The sequence below is a fragment of the Paenibacillus sp. FSL R5-192 genome (assembly GCF_000517845.1).
GTDB classification, from domain to species: domain Bacteria; phylum Bacillota; class Bacilli; order Paenibacillales; family Paenibacillaceae; genus Paenibacillus; species Paenibacillus amylolyticus.
In genome coordinates this window covers 33,444-53,529 of sequence record NZ_ASPR01000003.1, presented here as the reverse complement: position 1 = coordinate 53,529, position 20,086 = coordinate 33,444, and the positions used below count along the sequence as shown (strand labels likewise).

Genomic DNA, 20,086 nt, shown 5'->3' with positions numbered 1-20,086 from the left:
ATTTTACATCAATGTGTGGAATCTGCGAAATCATCCAGAAGTGAAGTGGACGTGTCTAACACTTAATGTGAAGAAGTGCGAAATTTGTTAACACTTCTTTCATGTTCACGCACAAACATTTTTAAACGAAAATTGGCACAATAAAGATAAGAATCAACTGGAGGTATACCTATGGAACCCATTACCGTGCTCTCGGATGGAAAACGTCGTATTGCATATGAGAATATTATTCAATTGTTCACGAACTGGATTGAGGACTCAACATCTGGTTCTGCGATAGAAACACATCGGGGAAGTTGGGAAAATGCCCGTTATTGTATTGTTGATTATCAGGTTGCCGAAGAAGCGGTGTCAGCAGCAAATGCCATTCGGGCTTTTATGCCACAACTTCCGTTACTAGTCATTACGGATTTCCAATCCCTTATTCGTAAGCGTCACCTGCAAGAAATTACAGGTACGGGTGAGATGAAGATGGTTCTCTGGAATGAGCAAGACCCGAATCAACTAATCAAGGATATGGAAAATTGGTTTCATTCTTCGTCTATCCATAACTCAAAAATAGCCATACCACCCATCTTATCCATGAGATAAAAGAGGGATATGGCCAAAAGTGTTTAACTGTTTAATCGTTACGATCGTATTAGATCACATATTTATAGCCTGTTCCCCAAACCGTCTTAATATAACGTGGGTTCTTGGGGTCAGGCTCAATTTTTTTACGCAGACTTGAGATATGAACATCAATAGTGCGATCCAGATAGGCGCGTTCGGAGCCTTTGATCCGATCCATCAATTCATTGCGGGTGAACACTTTGCCCGGATTTCGGTACAATTCCTTCATAATCTCAAATTCAATATGAGTGACCTCGATTTCAACGCCATCCACAAACAGAGTTCTCCTGTATTCATTCACATTCACATGTCCAGTAACCTCTGCCTGCTTATCTTCTTTTACCGGTTTATCCTTATAGGAAATGATTGATCTTCGCAGGAGTGCTTTAATCCGGGCATCCAACTCTTTCAAACTAAATGGTTTGCACAGAAAGTCATCCGCACCGTTATGCAATGCACGAAGTCGATCATTCAGCATGGTGCTTGCCGAGATCATCAGAATGGGCACAGTGGAGTGCTGGCGAAAGGCTTCTACGAGATCATTTCCATCCATTTCAGGAAGCATGAGATCCGTTACAACAATATCCGGCTGGAATTGTGGAAACAGTTGAAGTGCCTCGCGGGCATGATGAACCCGTTCAGTGATGTATCCTTCCTCCTCAAGAAAGAAAGCAATCATGTCGGCCAGATTTTTCTCATCTTCTATAAGAAGTACTTTGATAGTCATAGGGTCACACTCCTGGTGAAAATAATATGTTAAGAAAATGCTAAAAAAACAAGGTGAATTGCGAATAAATACCGCAAATTTTTTAATGTTTCTATCCCAAAATATAGGATGTATATGTAGAGAAAGAATACGCTTTTTGAATGAACTTCAATATTCTAGCATGAATGTAGTTTGGTTGCCGATCAATCAGAATTTCCCAAAGCTACACCAAGTACTAATTACAGTATAATGGATCAGAACGAGTTAAGGGGAAAAAAGTAATATTGTATCCGCTTAAGTTTATAGGGGGAACCAACGTTGTTGTTGAAAACAGAAGAAAAAATGGTCCATGAGGGCAATTGCTTATGGATCGTATAAAGGTAAGACTTATGCTAGATTGGGTCGTGTTGAAGCTGAGAATACCCTGGATTGGGACCAGCATTCTGATCATTCTGGGCTCATTAAGCACTATTTTTCCGTTTACTTTATTCTATGGTGTACAGTTTATGATTGGTAGCGCGGCAGCACTCGTTGCTCTTCGTTTGTATGGGGCCATCTATGGATTTGTCACCCTTACAGTCATCCATCTGCTGAATACCGTCTTTGTTGGTTTTGTGCCGCACAATTTAACTGTCATGCTTGCCCACTTCATGGAATTGATCTGGATGCTCGTTTGGCAGATCCGCTGGAAGAATGGCAGCTTAATCAAGGCTAATGCTGTCTTTTGGGTAGTGATGTTACTTCCTGTTATCTATGCCGGGCATTTTATGTTGGGTTTAAATATAGACGATTTGAAGTATGAGTATATGTATATTGCTGTGATTGGTATGGTGAATGCGCTGATTGCGGGAATTGTAGTTGATTTTTGGATCACCACGGGTGAACATAAATCAAAACGCATGGGAACCATTCCACTAACAAGAATTGCGTTTAAATACGTAGTCGCCTTTGTGGTATTTGTTTCTCTCGTACTGTTATCCGCAGATAGCCGCAGACAATTGGGGCAAATGAATGATGCCATATTACGTGATATGAAATATGCAGCAACTGCGGTTGTTCAGGATCTTGATGAAGAGTACGTTACCTCTGAGAATATGGATCAGAATATGGCGCGTTATCATCATCTACTGGGTGTGAATGTGATTCTGCTGAATCGCAATGATACAGTCGTTGCTTCTGGTTTGAATACACTACAGGTGGGCGAGTATCTGGACATGGACAGATTCCGTCTTCTGAAGTCGAGGGATAACCTCATTCTGTTAAGTTCCGCAAATATCCATTACAGCGATGTATTGAATCATTGGAAACAAGCCTCTTTTATCTATGAAGCAGAAATGACAAGGTTAACTCCTTATCGGGTATTCATTGTGACTGACTCGTCCGAGTATTACCCCCGAATCGAATCCATTTATCTGACCACGCTGCAATCCCTGTTCATCATCATCGTGGCTTCCATGATCGTAGCGGCTCCTCTCAGCAGTAAGGTTGTTAGCCCGCTGTTAAGACTGACCCGAATGACAGGCTCTCTTCCGAGACTGCTGTTTCGAAATGGGAAGATGGAGTGGCCAACCAGCCATGTAACCGAAGTACAGATCCTGATTGGTAATTTGCGCAAAATGGCCGATGTGCTGCTGGAACAATTCGAACAGATTCGTCACGACAAGTTAACGCTGGAGGACAGGGTTATCGAGCGTACCAAGGAACTCAAGAATAGTGAAGAGGTCAAACGTGCCATTATTGAATCCTCTATTGATGCGATTATCGCTGTGGACTCCAATGGGCTGATCGTTGAGTTTAATCCGGAGGCTGAAAGAATGTTTGGATTGCGTCGGGAAGAAGTGATCCTGCACAAGGAAGCGCCATCTCTTTTTCAAGGGGCCAGCTGCAAGGAGATCAAGAATTTGCTGGAGCGATTTGAATATGTTGAAGGTAAAAGATACACCATCGTTGAAGAAATTTCAGGTATCCGACGGGATGGTTCCGTATTTCCGATTGAGTACAAGATTGTTGAGATCCAGTTGGGCAAAAATGAGACATTATATAACCTGTTTATTAAGGATATTACGGAGCGGACCAGAGCAGAAGAAGATCGTGTACGTCATGCCCTTGCGCTGGAGAAGCTGAACTCGGAGTTGTTCAATGAGAAGATTGCGATCCAGGAACAGCGAGATATCAGTGAGCAATTTATTGAATCCGTACGAGAAGGGCTCGTGATGTCTGATCGATCAGGGACCATAACCATCGTCAACCGAAGGGTAGAAGAGATGTTTGGTTTGGGTGATTTTATGGGCAGATCCATTGAGGATTTGGCGCAGGCGATTGATACGATGGTATTAACAGACAACTTCAATCTGATGGAACAGACGAGAGCATTCCTGAACGGAGAAACGGCGTTTATCGAGACCGAATTTATATTCAATAATGTGGATAAAAGTGTTTTTTCCTTGTACATGAAGCAGATGGATGTCCCGGGTAAAAACCATGGGTTTCTGCTGGTGTTCCGTGACCGGACAGGAGAAGAACGGCTGGATCGGATGAAAAATGAGCTGATCAGTGTGGTATCTCATGAACTTCGAACGCCTGTAGCCACCATTATGGGATATGTGGAATTAATGATGATGTATGACCTTCCGGCAGCTCAACAGCGGGAATTCATGCAGACCATCTCTTCGGAGGGCAAGCGGCTGAGCAGTTTGCTTGATGATGTACTTGATATTCAGCGACTCGACAACGAAGGCATGACTTACCATATGACGTATGTACCGCTGGTGGAGTTGGTAGAAGGGGTTGCCGAACAGTGGAATATGAAGTCTGCCCAACGTATCTACGTGCATACGTTTAATGGAGACTTCTTTGCTTATGCTGACCAGAACAGGATGGTTCAGGTTCTGCATAATCTGGTGGGCAATGCAGTCAAGTATTCTCCGGGAGCCGATCGTATTGATATTACGTTATGGGAAGAAGAGGAATGGTTATGTCTTGATGTGCGTGATTACGGAATAGGTATTGCGGAGCAAGAGAAGGACATGCTGTTCAACAAATTCTATCGGGTCGATAATTCGGATCATCGGCAGATTGGTGGAACAGGAATTGGGTTGTACATTTCCCGTAAAATTGTAGAGGATCACAAGGGTACGCTGACCTTTATATCTGCACCGCACAAAGGAAGTACCTTCAAGGTTCGACTGCCCAAGCAGGACGTATTGGTCTGAATTTAATGAAGAATGAAGAAATGTATTCCACTTTTTTATGAATAATGTTTATGTACGAGACCTACGGATAGAGCCTTTGCCCTTCAGCGCGTGAGCGTGATAAGGGGAAAGGCTTTTTTTGTTTTTCAATTTCCCCGGATAAAAAAACAACTTCTTTTGCAAACTGTCTATAGAGCCATAATTTGCATCCCATGCAAAAGGAGGACGGCAGGTATATGTTCCGTAAACAAGAGAAAACACTCATTATCGTCTGTCTGGTTGCAGCTGTGGTTGTGCTGTATGCCGTTGTGAAGAGCATCATCCGAATCATGAGTTATTGAGATACACGTTCAAGCAGAGTAACTGCTGTCGTACATAACGATTATGTGAAAGAGGAGTGTAACCATGTCATCCCTGGACCCTGTTTTGCTCAGCCGGATACTAACCGGCCTTACCCTGTTTGTACACATTATTTTTGCCTCTATCGGTGTAGGTGTTCCACTTATGATTGCCTTGGCCGAGTGGCGAGGACTCCGAACCAATGATATGCATTACACCTTGCTGGCACGCCGGTGGGCGCGAGGTTTTGTCATCACCGTTGCTGTTGGCGTCGTTACAGGCACCTCGATCGGATTACAGCTCAGTCTGCTGTGGCCGATGTTTATGCGGGTAGCGGGTCAGGCAATCGCCCTGCCGCTGTTCATGGAGACGTTTGCCTTTTTTATAGAGGCTATCTTTCTTGGGATTTACCTCTATACGTGGGATCGTTTCAAAAAGAAATATACGCATATGCTGCTGTTAATTCCGGTAGCTCTCGGCTCATCTGCATCTGCGATCTTCATTACAACGGTGAACTCCTTCATGAACCAGCCTCAGGGATTCACCCTGATTAATGGCATCATGAAGGACATTCATCCGATTGCTGCCATGTTGAATCCGGCAACGCCAACCAAAGTGTCCCATGTACTCGCCTCATCCTACACCTTGAGTGCAGGTATTCTGGCGGGGATAGCCGCCTTCAGTTTGCTTCGGGGACGGGATCATGTGTATTACAAAAAAGCACTGAAACTCACGACGGTATCTGCGCTCGTATTTGCCATCAGTACCGTCATGATCGGCGATTCCTCCGGTAAATTTCTTGCGAAATATCAGCCGGAGAAGTTGGCTGCCGCAGAATGGCATTTCAAGACGATGAAAGAGGCACCGCTCGTCTACGGGGGGATTTTGGATGAGAACAATGAAGTGAAATACGCGATTGAGATTCCTTATGCACTTAGCATTTTGGCGGGGAATCGTCCCGATACGGAAGTGAAAGGTCTCGAAGAATTTCCGGCGGATCTGAGGCCACCACTGTCCATTCATTATATGTTCGACCTGAAGGTCACAACGGGAGTAATCATCCTGATGATTCCTGTGTTATATGTATTGCGGCGCTGGTTGCCAGGGCGTAAGCCATACCCCAAATTCCTGTTGCTTGGCATTGTCTTGCTGGGGCCTCTGGCCATGATTGCGATCGAGTTGGGGTGGATGTTCGCTGAAGTTGGCAGGCAACCTTGGATCTTACGCGGATATATGAAGGTGGCGGAAGCGGCCACGACGTCAACTTCGGTAGGATGGATGTTAGTGTTGTTCATATTGCTGTATCTGATCCTGTGTTTCTCGTGCATTCGGGTACTTAGCAAGCTGTTCCGTAACAAGGAAGCAGAGAAGGAACTAGAGTCTCTGGGGCTTGAAGGAGGGATCGTGCATTGAGTTTCGAAATTGCAGGCATCGCAATATTGTGGACGTTTTTGTTCGGTTACCTGATCGTTGCTTCGATTGATTTTGGCGCCGGGTTCTTCAGCTTTTATAGCATTTTGACCGGGCATGAGAACAAAATTCATAACATCATTCAGCGCTACCTGTCTCCCGTGTGGGAAGTGACGAATGTGTTTTTGATCTTTTTTGTGGTCGGACTGGTCGGGTTTTATCCGGACAGCGCCTTTTATTACGGGACGGCCTTGCTGGTGCCGGGTTCCCTGGCCATTGTACTGCTTGCGATCCGGGGCGTGTATTACGCCTACAATACCTATGGCAATCATGGGCAGAACAGCCGGATCTACATGGCATTGTATGGAGCGACGGGATTGCTGATTCCGGCAGTATTCTCCACCATTTTGGCGATATCCGAAGGCGGGATCATTGAAGAGGTGGGCGATCAGGTGTTTTTTCGCTGGCGTGAATTTTTGACGAATCCCTATACCTGGTCGGTTGTTTTGCTTGCACTTGTTAGTGTGCTCTACATCTCGGCGATGTTTCTTTCCTATTATGCAAAACGGGCAGGGGATGAGCCGGCATACGAGGTGCTTCGAGAGTACGCGCTGCTCTGGAGTTTGCCTACCATTTTTGCAAGCTTTCTGGCTTTTCTGCAGATTAACAAACAGAATCCCGAACACTTTGAGCAGATGGTGAATATTTCGTGGATGTTCATCGCTTCGTTTATTTGTTTTGTCATTGCCGTGTCGCTGGTGTGGAAAAGTAAATATCTAGGTTGGTGCTTTGTTGCTGTCATGCTTCAGTTTGCCTTTGCCTGGTATGGTTATGGGCGATCCCACCTCCCGTACATTTTGTATCCTTACATCAATATTTACGACGGCTTTACGAATCGCACGATGGGGATTGCGCTCATTACTGCGTTTAGTCTGGGGTTACTCGTGCTCATTCCTTCGCTTGTGCTGATTATGAAGCTGTTCCTGTTTGATGCCAATTATGTGCGCGGTAATTCTGGTAAAAAGAAAGGATGAGTCTGTTCATGGTCACTACTGAGGGAGTCACGGGCATACCCGGTATAACCGGATTAAGCTTTTTTGAGACATTCACCATTATGTACGCCCCTCCACTGATCATTGCGGCTGCTATTGTCTTTCTGTTTGTATATCTGGCCGTATATAAGAACCCAAAGGATTGATTGGTTGGTACGTCCATTCCCGTTTGGGGTAATCTCTTGTTAAGAAATGAGGAAGGGAGGAAGGCCCTTTCATGCCGAAAATCCGTTATAACAATATCGATAATGTAAGTACGGACAAAACGCTGAAGGAATTCAAACAATGGAGGGAGCAACGGCGGAGCAAAGTGAAGGACTACTCCTACACCGTGCCCAAACACCCGCCTGAACTGGATTATCTGCATGCCAACCAGGATGACACAAGTATTACCTGGATTGGACACTCCACGTTTTTCATTCAATATTATGGATTGAACATCGTGACTGACCCGGTGTGGGCCGAAAAAATGGGATTTCAACGAAGGCTCGGTGCCCCCGGCATTCCGATTCAGGATATTCCACCTTTGGATGTCATTCTGATATCCCATTCCCACTATGATCATCTGCATCTGGCTTCGTTGCGTAAGCTGATTACAGCCAAGACCTTGCTCATCGTACCCGATGGTCTGAAGCGCAAGATGATTCGCAAAGGATTCCATCGATGCCAGGAGATGAAATGGTGGGATCATATGACACTTGGCGGAGTCAAAATAACTTTTGTCCCTGCACAGCACTGGACGCGCCGAACGTTGTTTGATACCAATACTTCCCATTGGGGCGGTTATGTATTGGAATCGAACCATCCGGCAACGACTTCAGCAGCGGAAAGTGCTGCAACAACGAGCACTCAGGATGAATCATCCACGGAATCAGGGAAGAACGAAACATCCAAAACATCAGGCGGCCCGCCTGTGTTGTATTTTGTGGGTGATACAGGTTACTTCCAGGGTTTCAAAACGATTGGAGAGCGCTTTGACATTGGTGTTACCCTGATGCCCATCGGTGCCTACGATCCGGAATGGTTCATGACTTCTCAGCATGTGACACCCGAAGAAGCGCTGCAGGGGTTCGTTGAATCCGGCTCACAGCTCATGGTGCCAATGCATTACGGCACATTCAAGCTGGCGGATGATACACCCAAGGAAGCGCTGGATCGGCTGGAAGTTGAACGTGAACGTTTAGGCATTGGTAAAGAGCGGATTCGGGTGCTTGGTCATGGCGAAACACTCCGCATTCACCACGAGGAAGGTAAACAGGGCTAACAAAAGTGAGCCAAATATGTTAATGTAGGGGTATGCCTGCATGAACAGTACATTTACCAAATCTTTAATAAGTAAAAAGCGGCCAATTTTCGAATTTGCCGCTTTTTTGTGTTATAATATGGTGCCAGAATAGGCATCGGGATATTGAATCCATGATTTACGCAACTTGCTATTCATGCAGTATGCAGATTAACCAATAAAGGATGGTATGCTTAATGATCAGTACAAGCGGCATCACGCTCCGCTACGGAAAACGTGCACTTTTTGAAGATGTAAATATCAAATTCACGCCAGGGAACTGTTACGGCCTGATCGGCGCCAACGGAGCCGGCAAATCAACATTCTTGAAAATTTTGTCTGGTGAGATTGAAGCCAACTCGGGAGAGGTGCACATCACCCCGGGCGAACGTATGGCCGTTTTGAAGCAAAACCACTTTGAATATGATGAGTATCCGGTTCTCGAAACGGTCATTATGGGTCACGCTCGTCTGTATTCCATCATGAAAGAGAAGGATGCTTTGTATGCGAAGGCAGACTTCACAGAAGAAGACGGTTTGCGTGCAGGTGAGCTTGAAGGGGAATTCGCTGAGCAAAACGGCTGGGATGCTGAACCAGATGCAGCGGCGCTCCTGATCGGTCTTGGCATTGTTCGTGACATGCATGACAAAAAAATGATAGAGCTGAGCGGAAACGAAAAAGTCCGTGTATTGCTGGCACAAGCGTTGTTTGGCCGTCCAAACAACCTGTTGCTCGATGAGCCTACCAACCACTTGGATCTCGAATCCATTCAATGGCTGGAGAACTTCCTGATGGATTATGAAGGTACCGTTATTGTGGTATCCCATGACCGTCACTTCCTGAACAAGGTATGTACGCATATCGCAGATATTGACTTCGGTAAAATCCAGATGTACGTAGGTAACTATGACTTCTGGTATGAGTCCAGCCAATTGGCACTTGCTCTGCAGCGGGATGCCAACAAGAAAAAAGAAGAGAAGATTAAAGAGTTGCAAGCCTTTATTCAACGTTTCTCTGCGAACGCTTCGAAGTCCAAACAGGCGACTTCCCGGAAGAAAACACTCGACAAAATCACATTGGATGACCTTCGTCCATCCAACCGTAAATACCCGTTTATCAACTTCAAGCCTGAACGTGAAGCAGGTAAACAATTGCTGACGGTAGATCGTATTGACAAATCCATCGATGGTGTGAAAATGTTGAATGATGTGAGCTTTGTGGTGAACAAAGGTGACAAAATTGCATTTGTTGGCCCGAACGGAAATGCCAAATCACTGTTATTTGATATTCTCATGGGTGAAACCGAAGCAGATAGCGGCGAATATACTTGGGGTATAACGACGACTCAGGCTTATTTCCCGAAAGACAACTCTCAGTATTTTGACGGTGTAGACATGACTCTCGTGGATTGGCTCCGTCAGTATTCGAAAGATCAGGATGAAACGTATCTGCGTGGATTCTTGGGCCGTATGCTGTTCTCCGGTGAGGAGTCCCAGAAGAAGGCTAGCGTACTCTCCGGGGGGGAGAAGGTTCGTTGTATGCTGGCAAAAATGATGCAGACAGGTGCAAACGCACTGATTCTGGATGAGCCAACGAACCACTTGGATCTTGAATCCATCACAGCACTGAATAACGGTATGATTGACTTTGACGGCACAATGCTGTTTACATCCCATGACCATCAGTTCATCCAAACGATTGCTAACCGGATTATCGAAATTACGCCAACAGGCATCATCGATCGCCAAATGAGCTATGACGAATATCTGGAAAGTGATGAAATCAAAGAACTGCGCAATAAAATGTATCCGGTAGAAGCTTAATCTAAGGATCATCTGCGGCACATGATTATAGGAACACCAAAGAACCGCAAGCCTCTGTGAAGAGGGCTTGCGGTTCTTTTTGTAATTCAATGGTTTCTCGGCGGCTTTAAGACCTAAGATCCACCAGTACGGCGACGTTGGTTGTTAGGCTTTTTGTTGTTTTGACTCTTCATCGCTTTAGGTCCGCCTTCAAAGTAGGCGCTGGATTGGTTACCAGAATTTGCTTGTTCTTTCTTTTGCGCCAGTTTTTGGCGTATAGCATCCTGCAAACTGACCTTTTTCGGTTCGTTATTTTCGCTCATCGTTATTTCCCTCCCGGTCTTACAGTGAGCCGTCCAGATTGGACGGGATGTACCTATTTTATACGTTTTATAAAAGCCCCACAAGGGCAACCTGATAAAATGCTCAAAACCTTTGGTTTTACCCAGGCCAACATTTTTTCTCAATAACTACAGCCCTGCCGTCTGGCAACTTTGTTTCGGCTTGCCTACAGCAATGCAACCTGGCAACACTGTTTCTGTAGACCCACACGCTCCGCATTTGGTAACATGGAAAAACCGTAATACGAAACGTTAAAGGGGTGTCGCCCGGTTTGAACGCTTATGAAGAAATTCGAAAAGGGGAGCGAGGGGCTTGGGTTAGTATCGTAGCCTATCTCGTCTTGTCCGCTTTTAAGCTGATCTGTGGATATTTATTTGCTTCCAGCGCCTTGCTGGCCGATGGTTTTAATAACCTTACAGATATTGTAGCATCCATTGCTGTACTGATTGGGCTTCGGATCTCCCAGAAACCACCTGATTCGGATCATGCCTATGGTCATTTTAGAGCGGAGACGGTTGCTGCTTTGGTAGCTTCATTTATTATGGCTATGGTTGGGCTGCAAGTATTGGTTGAAGCCGTTCGCTCCTGGTATGAAGGAGCCTTTGTTGCTCCAAACCTGTGGGCGGCAGCGGTGGCTGTAGTCTGTGCTGTGGTGATGTTAGGCGTGTACCGTTACAATCACCGTCTGGCAAAACAAATTAATAGTCAGGCTCTGATGGCTGCGGCGAAAGATAATCGTTCCGATGCCTGGGTCAGCATAGGTGCTGCAATTGGAATTATAGGTGCGCAGTTTGGACTTCCATGGCTGGATAAAGTAGCTGCCATTGCTGTAGGTCTGTTGATCTGCAAAACGGCTTGGGAGATTTTTCGGGATTCTACACATCGTCTTACCGATGGATTTGACCAGAAGGAACTGACGGATCTCAGATCCTCCGTAGCACGCGTTCCCGGTGTTGAGATGATCAAGGATGTGAAGGCACGTGTGCACGGCAGTCATGTACTTGTGGATGTAGTCATTGAAGTGGACGGAGGCCTAAGCTTGATTGAAGGCCATCAGATCTGTGACCGTGTTGAAGAGCGGTTGAAGCGATCGCATAACATCATGCATGTACATGTACATGTGGAACCAAAGACGGAAGAAGTCACAAGGAACCCTTGAACAGGGAGTGAACATCTTGGAAAATGAAAAGAGGACAGCCGCGATTGTGCGTGCTGTCCTCTTTACTTATCGTTAGAACGATTATACGATGTTATTGAATGGCAACGTGGATCCACGCTTTGCCTTTCCAAGTGTATACTTGTACCCACTCGCCGCCATCGAATCCATCAACCACTTCACCTGTTGTATCGATGACTTGGGAGCCTAATGCACCGATTGGTTTACCGTTAGGTGCATCATAGAACCAAGTGCGCTCCAGAAGGTTCAGCAACATCGTTGGTGCCAGTACTTCATCACCTGGTTTTACGAGTGGCTCTTCAAACATTTTGTCATCTGTAGTCGTAGCTGGCGTTTCAGTTGTAGTTGAAGTACCTTCTGCACCTGTAGTGTCTACTGTTGTACCTGTTACAGTCTCAGCAGTACCTTCTACTGTTTCTACAGCAGGTTTGTTCACTTCAACAGCCGGAGTTGTTGTGGTCGTTGGTGTTGTTGTAGCCTCAGTTCCTGTTTCCGGATTTACCGTTCCAGTAACCGCTTCCTCCGCACCCGCAGCGGCAGCCATCGAACCCATCAACGTTAAAGCAGCGGCAAAACTTACGATTTTTTTCATTTTGTTTTTCCTCCTCGGTAGGTATGTAAAATGTTGTCCTGATTACAAGTAACCAAGCAAGCACCCTTATGAATCACAAATTATAACAATATTTTCTTGCATTCTCCAGTGTCAACTGGCTCATATGTGGGTATATAGCAAGCCTGTAAATATCATACTTCAGTGGGATAAAACCGGGTTGGCTATCTCAAAAAGGTCCTGTTTTTTTTGGGATTCATACGAGAGCGGATTGGAATAAAGCAGAAGGGAGTGCAATACATAATATAGAAAAGTTGACCTATGCCTGAACGCACAAAAGCCAATCGGCTTGGGAGCACGATCGGCTTTTGTATGTAATCGTTTAGTAAACACTCAGTCATATCAGAGCCTGAGGTTATCGCATTCGGCTACGTCCCGTAATCAGGGAGATTACGAACAGTACAACAAAGATGAAGAAGAGTACTTTCGCGATTGAAGCAGCTGCTTCAACAATACCGAAGAATCCAAAAATACCTGCTACCAGTGCAATAATTAGAAATAATACAGACCATTTCAACATAAGTATTCATCCTTTCGTATAATTGATTGTGGAGTGAGTTGTGTTCACCTCACCGCCTTGTGTAGTCTAACTTTAACCGAGTGCTAACCGCTTGAAACATTGGTTTTTTTTCCAAGCGAAGGCATATATGAAGGGATATATAATATTGTTTCGTCCGGGAAATCGCCGGGTAACTATAGCAATAACAAACTGATGCACATATGGAAAGAGAGGTTCTTCTATGATCTATCAAATTAGCGTGGCCCTGATTGCAGTGGCATTTGCAGTACTGGTATTCTTTTTAATTCGTACCTTGAAATCCGCTCAGGGTTCTTTGGACAATGTCTCACAGACATTGCAGGAGGTACAGAAAACCATTGACGAACTTAGTTATGAAGTGAAGCAGACGGTAAGACATGCCAATGATATTACGGTGGATGTACAACACAAAATGAAAAAAATTGATCCTGTTATGGAATCTGTTGAGAATCTGGGAGAAGTGTTGAATGAAGTGACGGCAGCAGCCAAACAAGTCTCCACAACGCTGATGGCGAAATTTCAGACCAAACGTAACAACGCTGAACAGACCAAGCATGCTGAAGCGGTTCATGTAACTGCACCGCCTGCTACATCAACGGATCGTACCCTGCAATCCTATGAAGCTACATATAATGGTGAAGCTAAGGGCGGGAAAAACTGGATGAAGTATATTGATGTTGCAGCGAATGTATGGCAACGGATGCGCAAGTAACATGACCGCTTTGTAACCCATGAAGAAGCCTTCAGAGCGGTGATGAACCTGATGAAAGGGTGAGAATCATGATGAAACTACTGCTTGTGATGTTTAGCGTAATTTCTCCCTTTTCCGTTCAACCGGCAGCGGTACCCGCTGCTCACGATATGCAATGGACGGCAATGGAAGAGAAGGCGTCAGAGGTAACTCTGGCTGTTGATCGATCCGAGACTTTCCAGCATTTTCGGACTCTGAATGGCATTTCTCTGGATGACACCATGGATGATTTGTTGGCCAAGAAGGGCCAGCCGGGGTATAAGCAGGAAGATCCTTATCTGGGGTGTCCTGAATATCACTTTCATGATGTGAAGGTTGGCTTGTGTGAAGATACGGATGTCATTCAATATGTGCATATCGATGCATCTGAGAATCACATCATGTTAAACGGAAAGAGAATTGAGATGAATATTGAAGCGATCCATCATGCTCTAGGGAAACCTTATTATGTGGCAGAGGACGGAGAAGTGTTTCTCCGTGGAGACCAGGCTCTGAAGGTATATATGAAGTCAGGCTCTCATCAGATTGAAGGCATTGATCTTTTTGATGACACAGTTTCCTAGGATTGGTTATTACCAAATCGTTTCAAACCCATATAGTATGGTTATATACTAAGTAGCTCGATACAGAAGATTAAATCAGAGGAGAGTGGAAACGATGAATTCAACCAATGAGCAAGCTTATGCAAAAGTGGTAGAAAACGGAGTCCAGGCGGTAGAAGCGGTGAAAGAATTGCAGATTACCGGATACCTTGCTGATCAAATCTTTGTTCTCGCCCATGAGAAGGATCGTACAGATCGAATTGCCGATACAGCAGATGCCAAAGAAATTGGCATAAAGGAAGAGGGCGTATTTGATTCCTTGGCGAATCTGTTCCGCTCACGTGGTGATGAACTCCGGGCCAAAATTGTTTCGATGGGCTTTACCGAAGCCGAAGCGGATTTCTACGAGAGTGAACTCGACAAAGGTAAAGTACTCGTTATTGCTAAAAAGAAAGATTAACTCGATAAGTTGAAGTTTGCTGAACATGGACAAGCTTCTGAATCATTTATGTAAAATGCTTAATCAAAAACATAGATAAGGAATGGGGAAAACCCCATTCCTTATCTATGTTTTTGCAAGTTTGGAAGCGGGATCAGGACGCTGCAAAAACAGGGTGAGTCGCGGGGATATTCCCCTACGATGGTGCCATTTACTGATAGAAGTTTTTTGTTTTTACGATTATAGTTATACTAGGAATTATTATGTCTACTGCCGTTTTGTATGCAAAATTTGTATAATCAACGTTTGTTTTAACCTAATAAGAATCGACAAACCCGGACGCCACAGATAAGGAGATATCAATGAGAATACTTATTGTTGACGACAATCCGACGAATGTCATTATCATTCGAGAAATTCTGAAAAAAGAAAACTATCGTGACATTGTAACGGCGAGTTCCGCCATGGAAATGTTTGAAGTGTTAGGAATTGGGGAGGAAAGCAACGAACTTCGTCCAAGACCGTCGGATATTGACCTGATTTTGCTAGATATGATGATGCCTGAGATGGACGGTATCGAAGCCTGCAGTATTGTGCAGAAATTTGAGAATCTGAAGGATATACCGATTATTATGGTGACTGCCATCGGAGACTCCAAGAAACTTGCCGAAGCATTGGATGCTGGTGCATCTGATTATGTGACCAAGCCGATTAATAAAGTCGAACTGATGGCCAGAATTCGACTCGCACTTCGTTTGAAACAGGAGAAGGATTGGCATAAAGAGCGTGATCAACGTATTCAGGATGAGCTCAAGTTGGCAGCGATGGTCCAAAATGCTGTATTAAGTCCGGCAATTAGGGACCCGTTGTTCCAAGTGCATGCCATCTATAAACCATCCTTTGAGCTTGCGGGTGATCTGTATTCTTGGTACCCCCTTGGGGAAGGCCGTTACGGAGTACTGCTGCTCGACATGATGGGACACGGGATATCTTCATCCCTGTTTACCATGTTTATCGCTTCTGTGTTAAAAGATACGGTTACCACTTATGTGGATCCAGAGAAGGTCATTCAGGAGTTGAACCGTCGTTTTAACCAGCTCCATCTGGAAAAACAATTGGTGCAGTATTATTTCACGGCAATTTATTTGGTCGTTGATACACGGATGAAACGTATTGATTATGTTAATGCGGGGCATCCACCTGCTTTATTTTTCCGAAACGACGGCAGTGTCACCACATTTGACAGCGTCTGCTGTCCTGTTGGTTTATTTGACAAGATGGATATTGAACCACAAACGATCCATTATGAGGGTGACGGGCATATTGCACTCTATACGGATGGATTATTGGAAGCTGTTCAGGGCGGGCAGGAAGAACAACATGAATTCCTGATCGAAAAACTGACTGGCTCACATCAGTGGAATGAAGCTGCTATGCAGGCCATGTTTTTTGACGACGAAATTCCCCAAGAGCGGGATGATGATAAATGTCTGGTCTGGATTACTTTGAATAAAGGGGCGGGGGATGAATGAAGATCAGGAATAAACTGCTGATTGGTTTTACCGCTCTGATGGCCATTTTGATCGTGCTCACGTTTGTGAGTTATGAACGGTTAAACAGCAGTAATCAACAGATTGATCAGATGTATCAGGAACGTTATCTCAAAGTAAGGTTCACTTCTGCTGCACGTGGAGAGGTCAATGATATTGCCAAAGTGCTGGCTAACTTGTTATTGAATCCGAACAATTCGATTAATGCTGCTGAGGGTGACCTGAAGGAGATGAAGGATCGGGGGGATGGTTACCTCGCAGAAGTGAGAAACCGGGCAGACAGTGCACCTGAACATCAACTGGTGGATCGTGTGAATACGGCGTGGACCGCTTATACATCTTATGCAACGAGACAGATCAACCTGATGTCCCAAAACCGGGTAGAAGATGCGAATAACTACCGCAATTCAACAGGACTCGCGGTGCAAAAAGAAACTGTGGATAGTTTGAATGCTCTTTCACGTTATCAGGACCAAGAGATTGATGCTGAGATCAAGAACGCTAACGAAGCGTATACGAGAGCAGTACAGATCACGATAAGTATCATGATTGCCGGGTTGTTGCTTGCATTGGGTGTCATTCTGTGGGTGCTGCCGAGTATTACACGGGGTCTGAACACTGTATCTATGATGATTACCAGCTTTGGTAAAGGGCGTTACCGAACCATTCGGCGCATACAGGTCAAATCAACCGATGAGATTGGTCAGATTGCCAGTGTGTTCAAAGATGTATCCAGTGATCTGGAAGAAAAACTGGAGATCGAGAGGGCTTATGTGCAGGCTCAGCAGGATCAAAACTGGATGAGTTCGAACATCGCAAGAGTCCCGGAGCTGCTTCGGGGGATTGGCTCCATTCGCCAAATTTCACAGATGTTTATCAGTGAGTTCACACCTGTGCTTGGTGCTCAGTTGGGTGTCGTCTATCTGATCGATGAGGAGAAACATCCCGACGAACTGAGACGTTACGGTGCATACGCATTTGAAGAGAACGAAGATGTTGGTAAGGAAATGTATCGCATCGGGGAAGGCCTGATTGGTCAAGCCGCGCTGGATATGACACCGATTATTCTGGAAAATACGCCCGAAGATTACGTGCATATTGGTTCAGCTTCAGGCTCAACACGTGCTGCGGGTATCATGATCTATCCTGTCGTGTTTGAAGATGAACTGATTGGTGTAGTTGAAGTGGCTTCCTTTGAAGGTTTCAATGAACTGCACAAGCAGTTATTCACACAACTGATTATGAACCTGGGCGTAATTTTGAACAACGTTCGACGTCGTTTGCGTGTGGAGGAGCTGCTACGTGAATCCCAGGCACTGACTGAGGAACTGCAGGTTCAATCGGAAGAATTGCAGACACAGCAAGAAGAACTTCGTCGTTCCAATGAGAATCTGGAGGAGCAGACAGAGGCGCTTAAACGATCTGAGGAGTTGCTACAGCGTCAGCAGGAAGAACTGGAACATTTTAATACGGAACTCATTGCCAAGACGCGGGCGCTTGAAGAGCAGGTGCGTGAAGTTGAAGAGAAAAATGACGAAATTGAGAAAACGAAGACACAGTTGGAACAGCAAGCTACACAGCTGTCGATGACAAGCAAGTACAAGTCCGAATTTTTAGCGAATATGTCACATGAACTCCGTACACCATTGAACAGTCTGCTCATATTGTCCCAGTTATTGTCGGAGAACAAAGGTGGAAATCTGACTGACAAACAGCAGGAATATGCGCAAACCATCTACATGTCGGGCGCGGATCTGCTGAAGATGATTGATGAGATTCTGGATCTGTCCAAGGTGGACGCAGGTAAGATGGATATCAATTATGAGACCGTACGAATGGAAGAGCTGACCAGCTTTGTTCAGCAGAACTTTGGACCGATGGCGAACAAAAAGGAACTGAACTTGAATATTGATTTCGACAGCGATCTACCGGAATGGGTGTACACCGACAGCCATCGCGTCAAACAGATTTTACGGAATTTGTTGTCGAACGCATTTAAGTTCACCAATCGAGGTTCGGTTAGTCTAATTGGACGACGGATGAAACCGGAAGAACTGCCGGGTTATATGAACACCAATCAGGAATATCTCGGATTCAGTGTAAAAGACACCGGCATTGGTATTCCATCGGACAAGACGGATCTGATCTTTGAAGCGTTCCAGCAAGTAGACGGGACCACAAGTCGGAAATACGGTGGAACTGGTCTGGGATTGTCCATTAGCAGGGAACTGGCACGTTTGCTTGGTGGTGCAATACAGGTGGAATCATCCGAGGGAGAAGGTAGCTGCTTTACCTTATACCTGCCGGATAATCATGAAGAGGAAGCCTTGGCGGAGGAAGGTGCTTCAAGAGAAGCGGCTGTTTCCTCAGAGGATCTTTATGAAAAGTCCATCGAAGCACGGACCATGCTTTCAAGTCATCAGTCCATTCTCTCTCCTGATCCGGAGCGTAGCGTGGGTACAGATCTTTCTCCTTCCCATACTCCAGATGTCACGCAGATCGAAGATGATCGGGAGAATCTGATGGAAGGTGACAAAATCCTGCTCATCATTGAGGATGACGTGAACTTTGCACATATTTTGACGGATATGGCGAGAGGAAGAGGCTTCAAAGCACTTGTTGCCCTTCAAGGGGATAAAGGACTTGAAATGGCACGTCAATATTTGCCGGATGCCATTATCCTGGATATTCAATTGCCGGTGATGGATGGTTGGACCATTCTGGGCGAGCTGAAGAGCAGTTCGGCAACACGCCACATTCCGGTTCATGTGATTTCAGTCATTGATGATATGAAGCAAGGTCTGATGATGGGCGCCATTGCGTATCTGAAAAAACCTTCGAGCAAGGATTCACTGGATAAAGCATTCTCACATATCAAATCATATACTGAGAATCAATTGAAACGATTGTTGATCGTCGAAGATGATGAAATTCAGCGTAAAGCCATTATTGAATTGATTGGTCATGATGATGTTGCAATCACTGCTGTGTCGACAGGTAGTGAGGCGTTAAATGAATTACACAGCCAGCGTTATGACTGTATGGTACTGGATCTGATGTTAACGGATATGACCGGGTTTGAGTTGCTCGACCAGATTCGCGATGATGAATATCTGAACGATCTGCCGATTATAATTTATACAGGCAAAGAACTGGATTCCAAGGAAGAAATGAAGCTGCGCAAATATGCGGAATCCATCATTATCAAAGATGTGAAGTCACCGGAACGTCTGCTGGATGAGACCACTTTGTTCCTGCATCGGGTAGAAGCCAATTTGCCGGAAGACAAGCGTCGAATCTTACAGAAACTACACAACAAAGAAACGTTGTTTGAAGGCAAGAAAATATTGCTTGTAGATGACGATATTCGTAACGTATTTGCCCTTTCGAGTGTTCTTGAAGGCTATCGGATGGATGTGACGTTTGCTGAGAACGGCCGAGAGGCTTTGGAGATTTTAGACAAAAATCCGGAATTTGATCTGGTACTGATGGATATGATGATGCCAGAGATGGACGGTTATGAAGCGATGACACGAATCAGACAGATCCCGCAGTTTGAAAAGTTGCCGATTATTGCGCTTACGGCCAAAGCCATGAAAGAGGATCGCGGCAAATGTATTGAGGCCGGAGCATCTGATTATGTGAAAAAACCGATCCAGACAGATCAATTGTTATCCTTAATGCGCGTATGGCTGTATTCGTAAGTTCATTATTCGTATGCTCATTGTTTGGGTAATGAAAGA

17 protein-coding genes are annotated in these 20,086 nt (G+C 45.1%); 13 read left to right on the top strand and 4 right to left on the bottom strand.

The annotated features are described in order from the left end of the window. The first annotated feature begins 171 nt into the window (after positions 1–171). Positions 172–591, top strand: a complete 420-nt coding sequence (locus C161_RS02105) for a hypothetical protein (protein ID WP_036668014.1) — start codon at positions 172–174, stop codon at positions 589–591. A gap of 49 nt (positions 592–640) precedes the next feature. Here the strand turns inward: C161_RS02105 and C161_RS02100 are convergent, their stop codons facing one another. Then, complete coding sequence (locus tag C161_RS02100; RefSeq protein ID WP_036668013.1) at positions 641–1,339, bottom strand: response regulator transcription factor; 699 nt, start codon at positions 1,337–1,339, stop codon at positions 641–643. A 344-nt stretch (positions 1,340–1,683) separates the two neighbouring features. Here C161_RS02100 and C161_RS31310 point away from each other — a divergent pair, with 344 nt between their 5' ends. The 6 genes from C161_RS31310 to C161_RS02075 all read left to right on the top strand — a co-directional run bounded on the left by C161_RS31310 (position 1,684) and on the right by C161_RS02075 (position 10,415). Then, positions 1,684–4,530, top strand: a complete 2,847-nt coding sequence (locus C161_RS31310) for an ATP-binding protein (protein ID WP_051449539.1) — start codon at positions 1,684–1,686, stop codon at positions 4,528–4,530. A 384-nt stretch (positions 4,531–4,914) separates the two neighbouring features. Beyond that, positions 4,915–6,261 carry a cytochrome ubiquinol oxidase subunit I gene (locus tag C161_RS02090; RefSeq protein ID WP_036668012.1) on the top strand — a complete coding sequence of 449 codons (1,347 nt, stop codon included), beginning with the start codon at positions 4,915–4,917 and terminating at the stop codon, positions 6,259–6,261. Further along, positions 6,258–7,292 (top strand): cytochrome d ubiquinol oxidase subunit II, encoded by a 1,035-nt coding sequence (locus C161_RS02085; RefSeq protein ID WP_036668011.1) that lies wholly within the window; start codon positions 6,258–6,260, stop codon positions 7,290–7,292. The genes C161_RS02090 and C161_RS02085 overlap by 4 nt, the downstream gene beginning before the upstream one ends. Positions 7,293–7,300: 8 nt before the next feature. After that, a complete protein-coding gene (gene cydS / locus C161_RS32700; RefSeq protein ID WP_155985027.1) occupies positions 7,301–7,456 on the top strand; it encodes a cytochrome bd oxidase small subunit CydS in 156 nt (51 codons plus the stop codon). A 71-nt stretch (positions 7,457–7,527) separates the two neighbouring features. After that, on the top strand, positions 7,528–8,574 hold the full coding sequence (locus C161_RS02080; RefSeq protein WP_036668010.1) for an MBL fold metallo-hydrolase: 1,047 nt from the start codon (positions 7,528–7,530) through the stop codon (positions 8,572–8,574). Positions 8,575–8,789: 215 nt separating this feature from the next. Then, a complete protein-coding gene (locus C161_RS02075) occupies positions 8,790–10,415 on the top strand; it encodes an ABC-F family ATP-binding cassette domain-containing protein (protein WP_036668008.1) in 1,626 nt (541 codons plus the stop codon). Between the two features lie 113 nt (positions 10,416–10,528). Here C161_RS02075 and C161_RS02070 read toward each other — a convergent pair whose 3' ends face one another. Next, positions 10,529–10,717, bottom strand: coding sequence for a hypothetical protein (locus C161_RS02070; RefSeq protein ID WP_017692261.1), 189 nt, complete (start codon positions 10,715–10,717; stop codon positions 10,529–10,531). A gap of 290 nt (positions 10,718–11,007) precedes the next feature. Between C161_RS02070 and C161_RS02065 the strand changes: the two genes are divergently transcribed. Further along, positions 11,008–11,895, top strand: coding sequence for a cation diffusion facilitator family transporter (locus tag C161_RS02065; protein WP_036606974.1), 888 nt, complete (start codon positions 11,008–11,010; stop codon positions 11,893–11,895). 91 nt (positions 11,896–11,986) lie between these two features. Here C161_RS02065 and C161_RS02060 read toward each other — a convergent pair whose 3' ends face one another. Then, on the bottom strand, positions 11,987–12,505 hold the full coding sequence (locus C161_RS02060; protein ID WP_051449538.1) for a hypothetical protein: 519 nt from the start codon (positions 12,503–12,505) through the stop codon (positions 11,987–11,989). A 373-nt stretch (positions 12,506–12,878) separates the two neighbouring features. Further along, positions 12,879–13,043 (bottom strand): DUF1328 domain-containing protein, encoded by a 165-nt coding sequence (locus C161_RS31860; protein ID WP_017692264.1) that lies wholly within the window; start codon positions 13,041–13,043, stop codon positions 12,879–12,881. Between the two features lie 220 nt (positions 13,044–13,263). On the opposite strand from C161_RS31860, the gene C161_RS02050 reads away from it, so the two are divergent. The 5 genes from C161_RS02050 (at position 13,264) to C161_RS02030 (ending at position 20,047) form a co-directional block, all read left to right on the top strand. Beyond that, the gene (locus C161_RS02050; RefSeq protein WP_036668007.1) at positions 13,264–13,773 is read left to right on the top strand and encodes a DUF948 domain-containing protein; all 510 of its coding nucleotides are present in this window, start codon (positions 13,264–13,266) and stop codon (positions 13,771–13,773) included. Positions 13,774–13,841: 68 nt separating this feature from the next. Next, on the top strand, positions 13,842–14,375 hold the full coding sequence (locus C161_RS02045; RefSeq protein ID WP_036668006.1) for a hypothetical protein: 534 nt from the start codon (positions 13,842–13,844) through the stop codon (positions 14,373–14,375). A 94-nt stretch (positions 14,376–14,469) separates the two neighbouring features. Beyond that, positions 14,470–14,814: a general stress protein gene (locus tag C161_RS02040; protein WP_017692267.1), complete on the top strand. Its 345-nt coding sequence runs from the start codon at positions 14,470–14,472 to the stop codon at positions 14,812–14,814. Between the two features lie 341 nt (positions 14,815–15,155). Then, entirely contained in the window at positions 15,156–16,325 is a 1,170-nt protein-coding gene (locus C161_RS02035) for a PP2C family protein-serine/threonine phosphatase (RefSeq protein WP_036606980.1), read from the top strand. Beyond that, complete coding sequence (locus tag C161_RS02030) at positions 16,322–20,047, top strand: response regulator (protein ID WP_036606982.1); 3,726 nt, start codon at positions 16,322–16,324, stop codon at positions 20,045–20,047. The genes C161_RS02035 and C161_RS02030 overlap by 4 nt, the downstream gene beginning before the upstream one ends. Positions 20,048–20,086 lie beyond the last annotated feature (39 nt).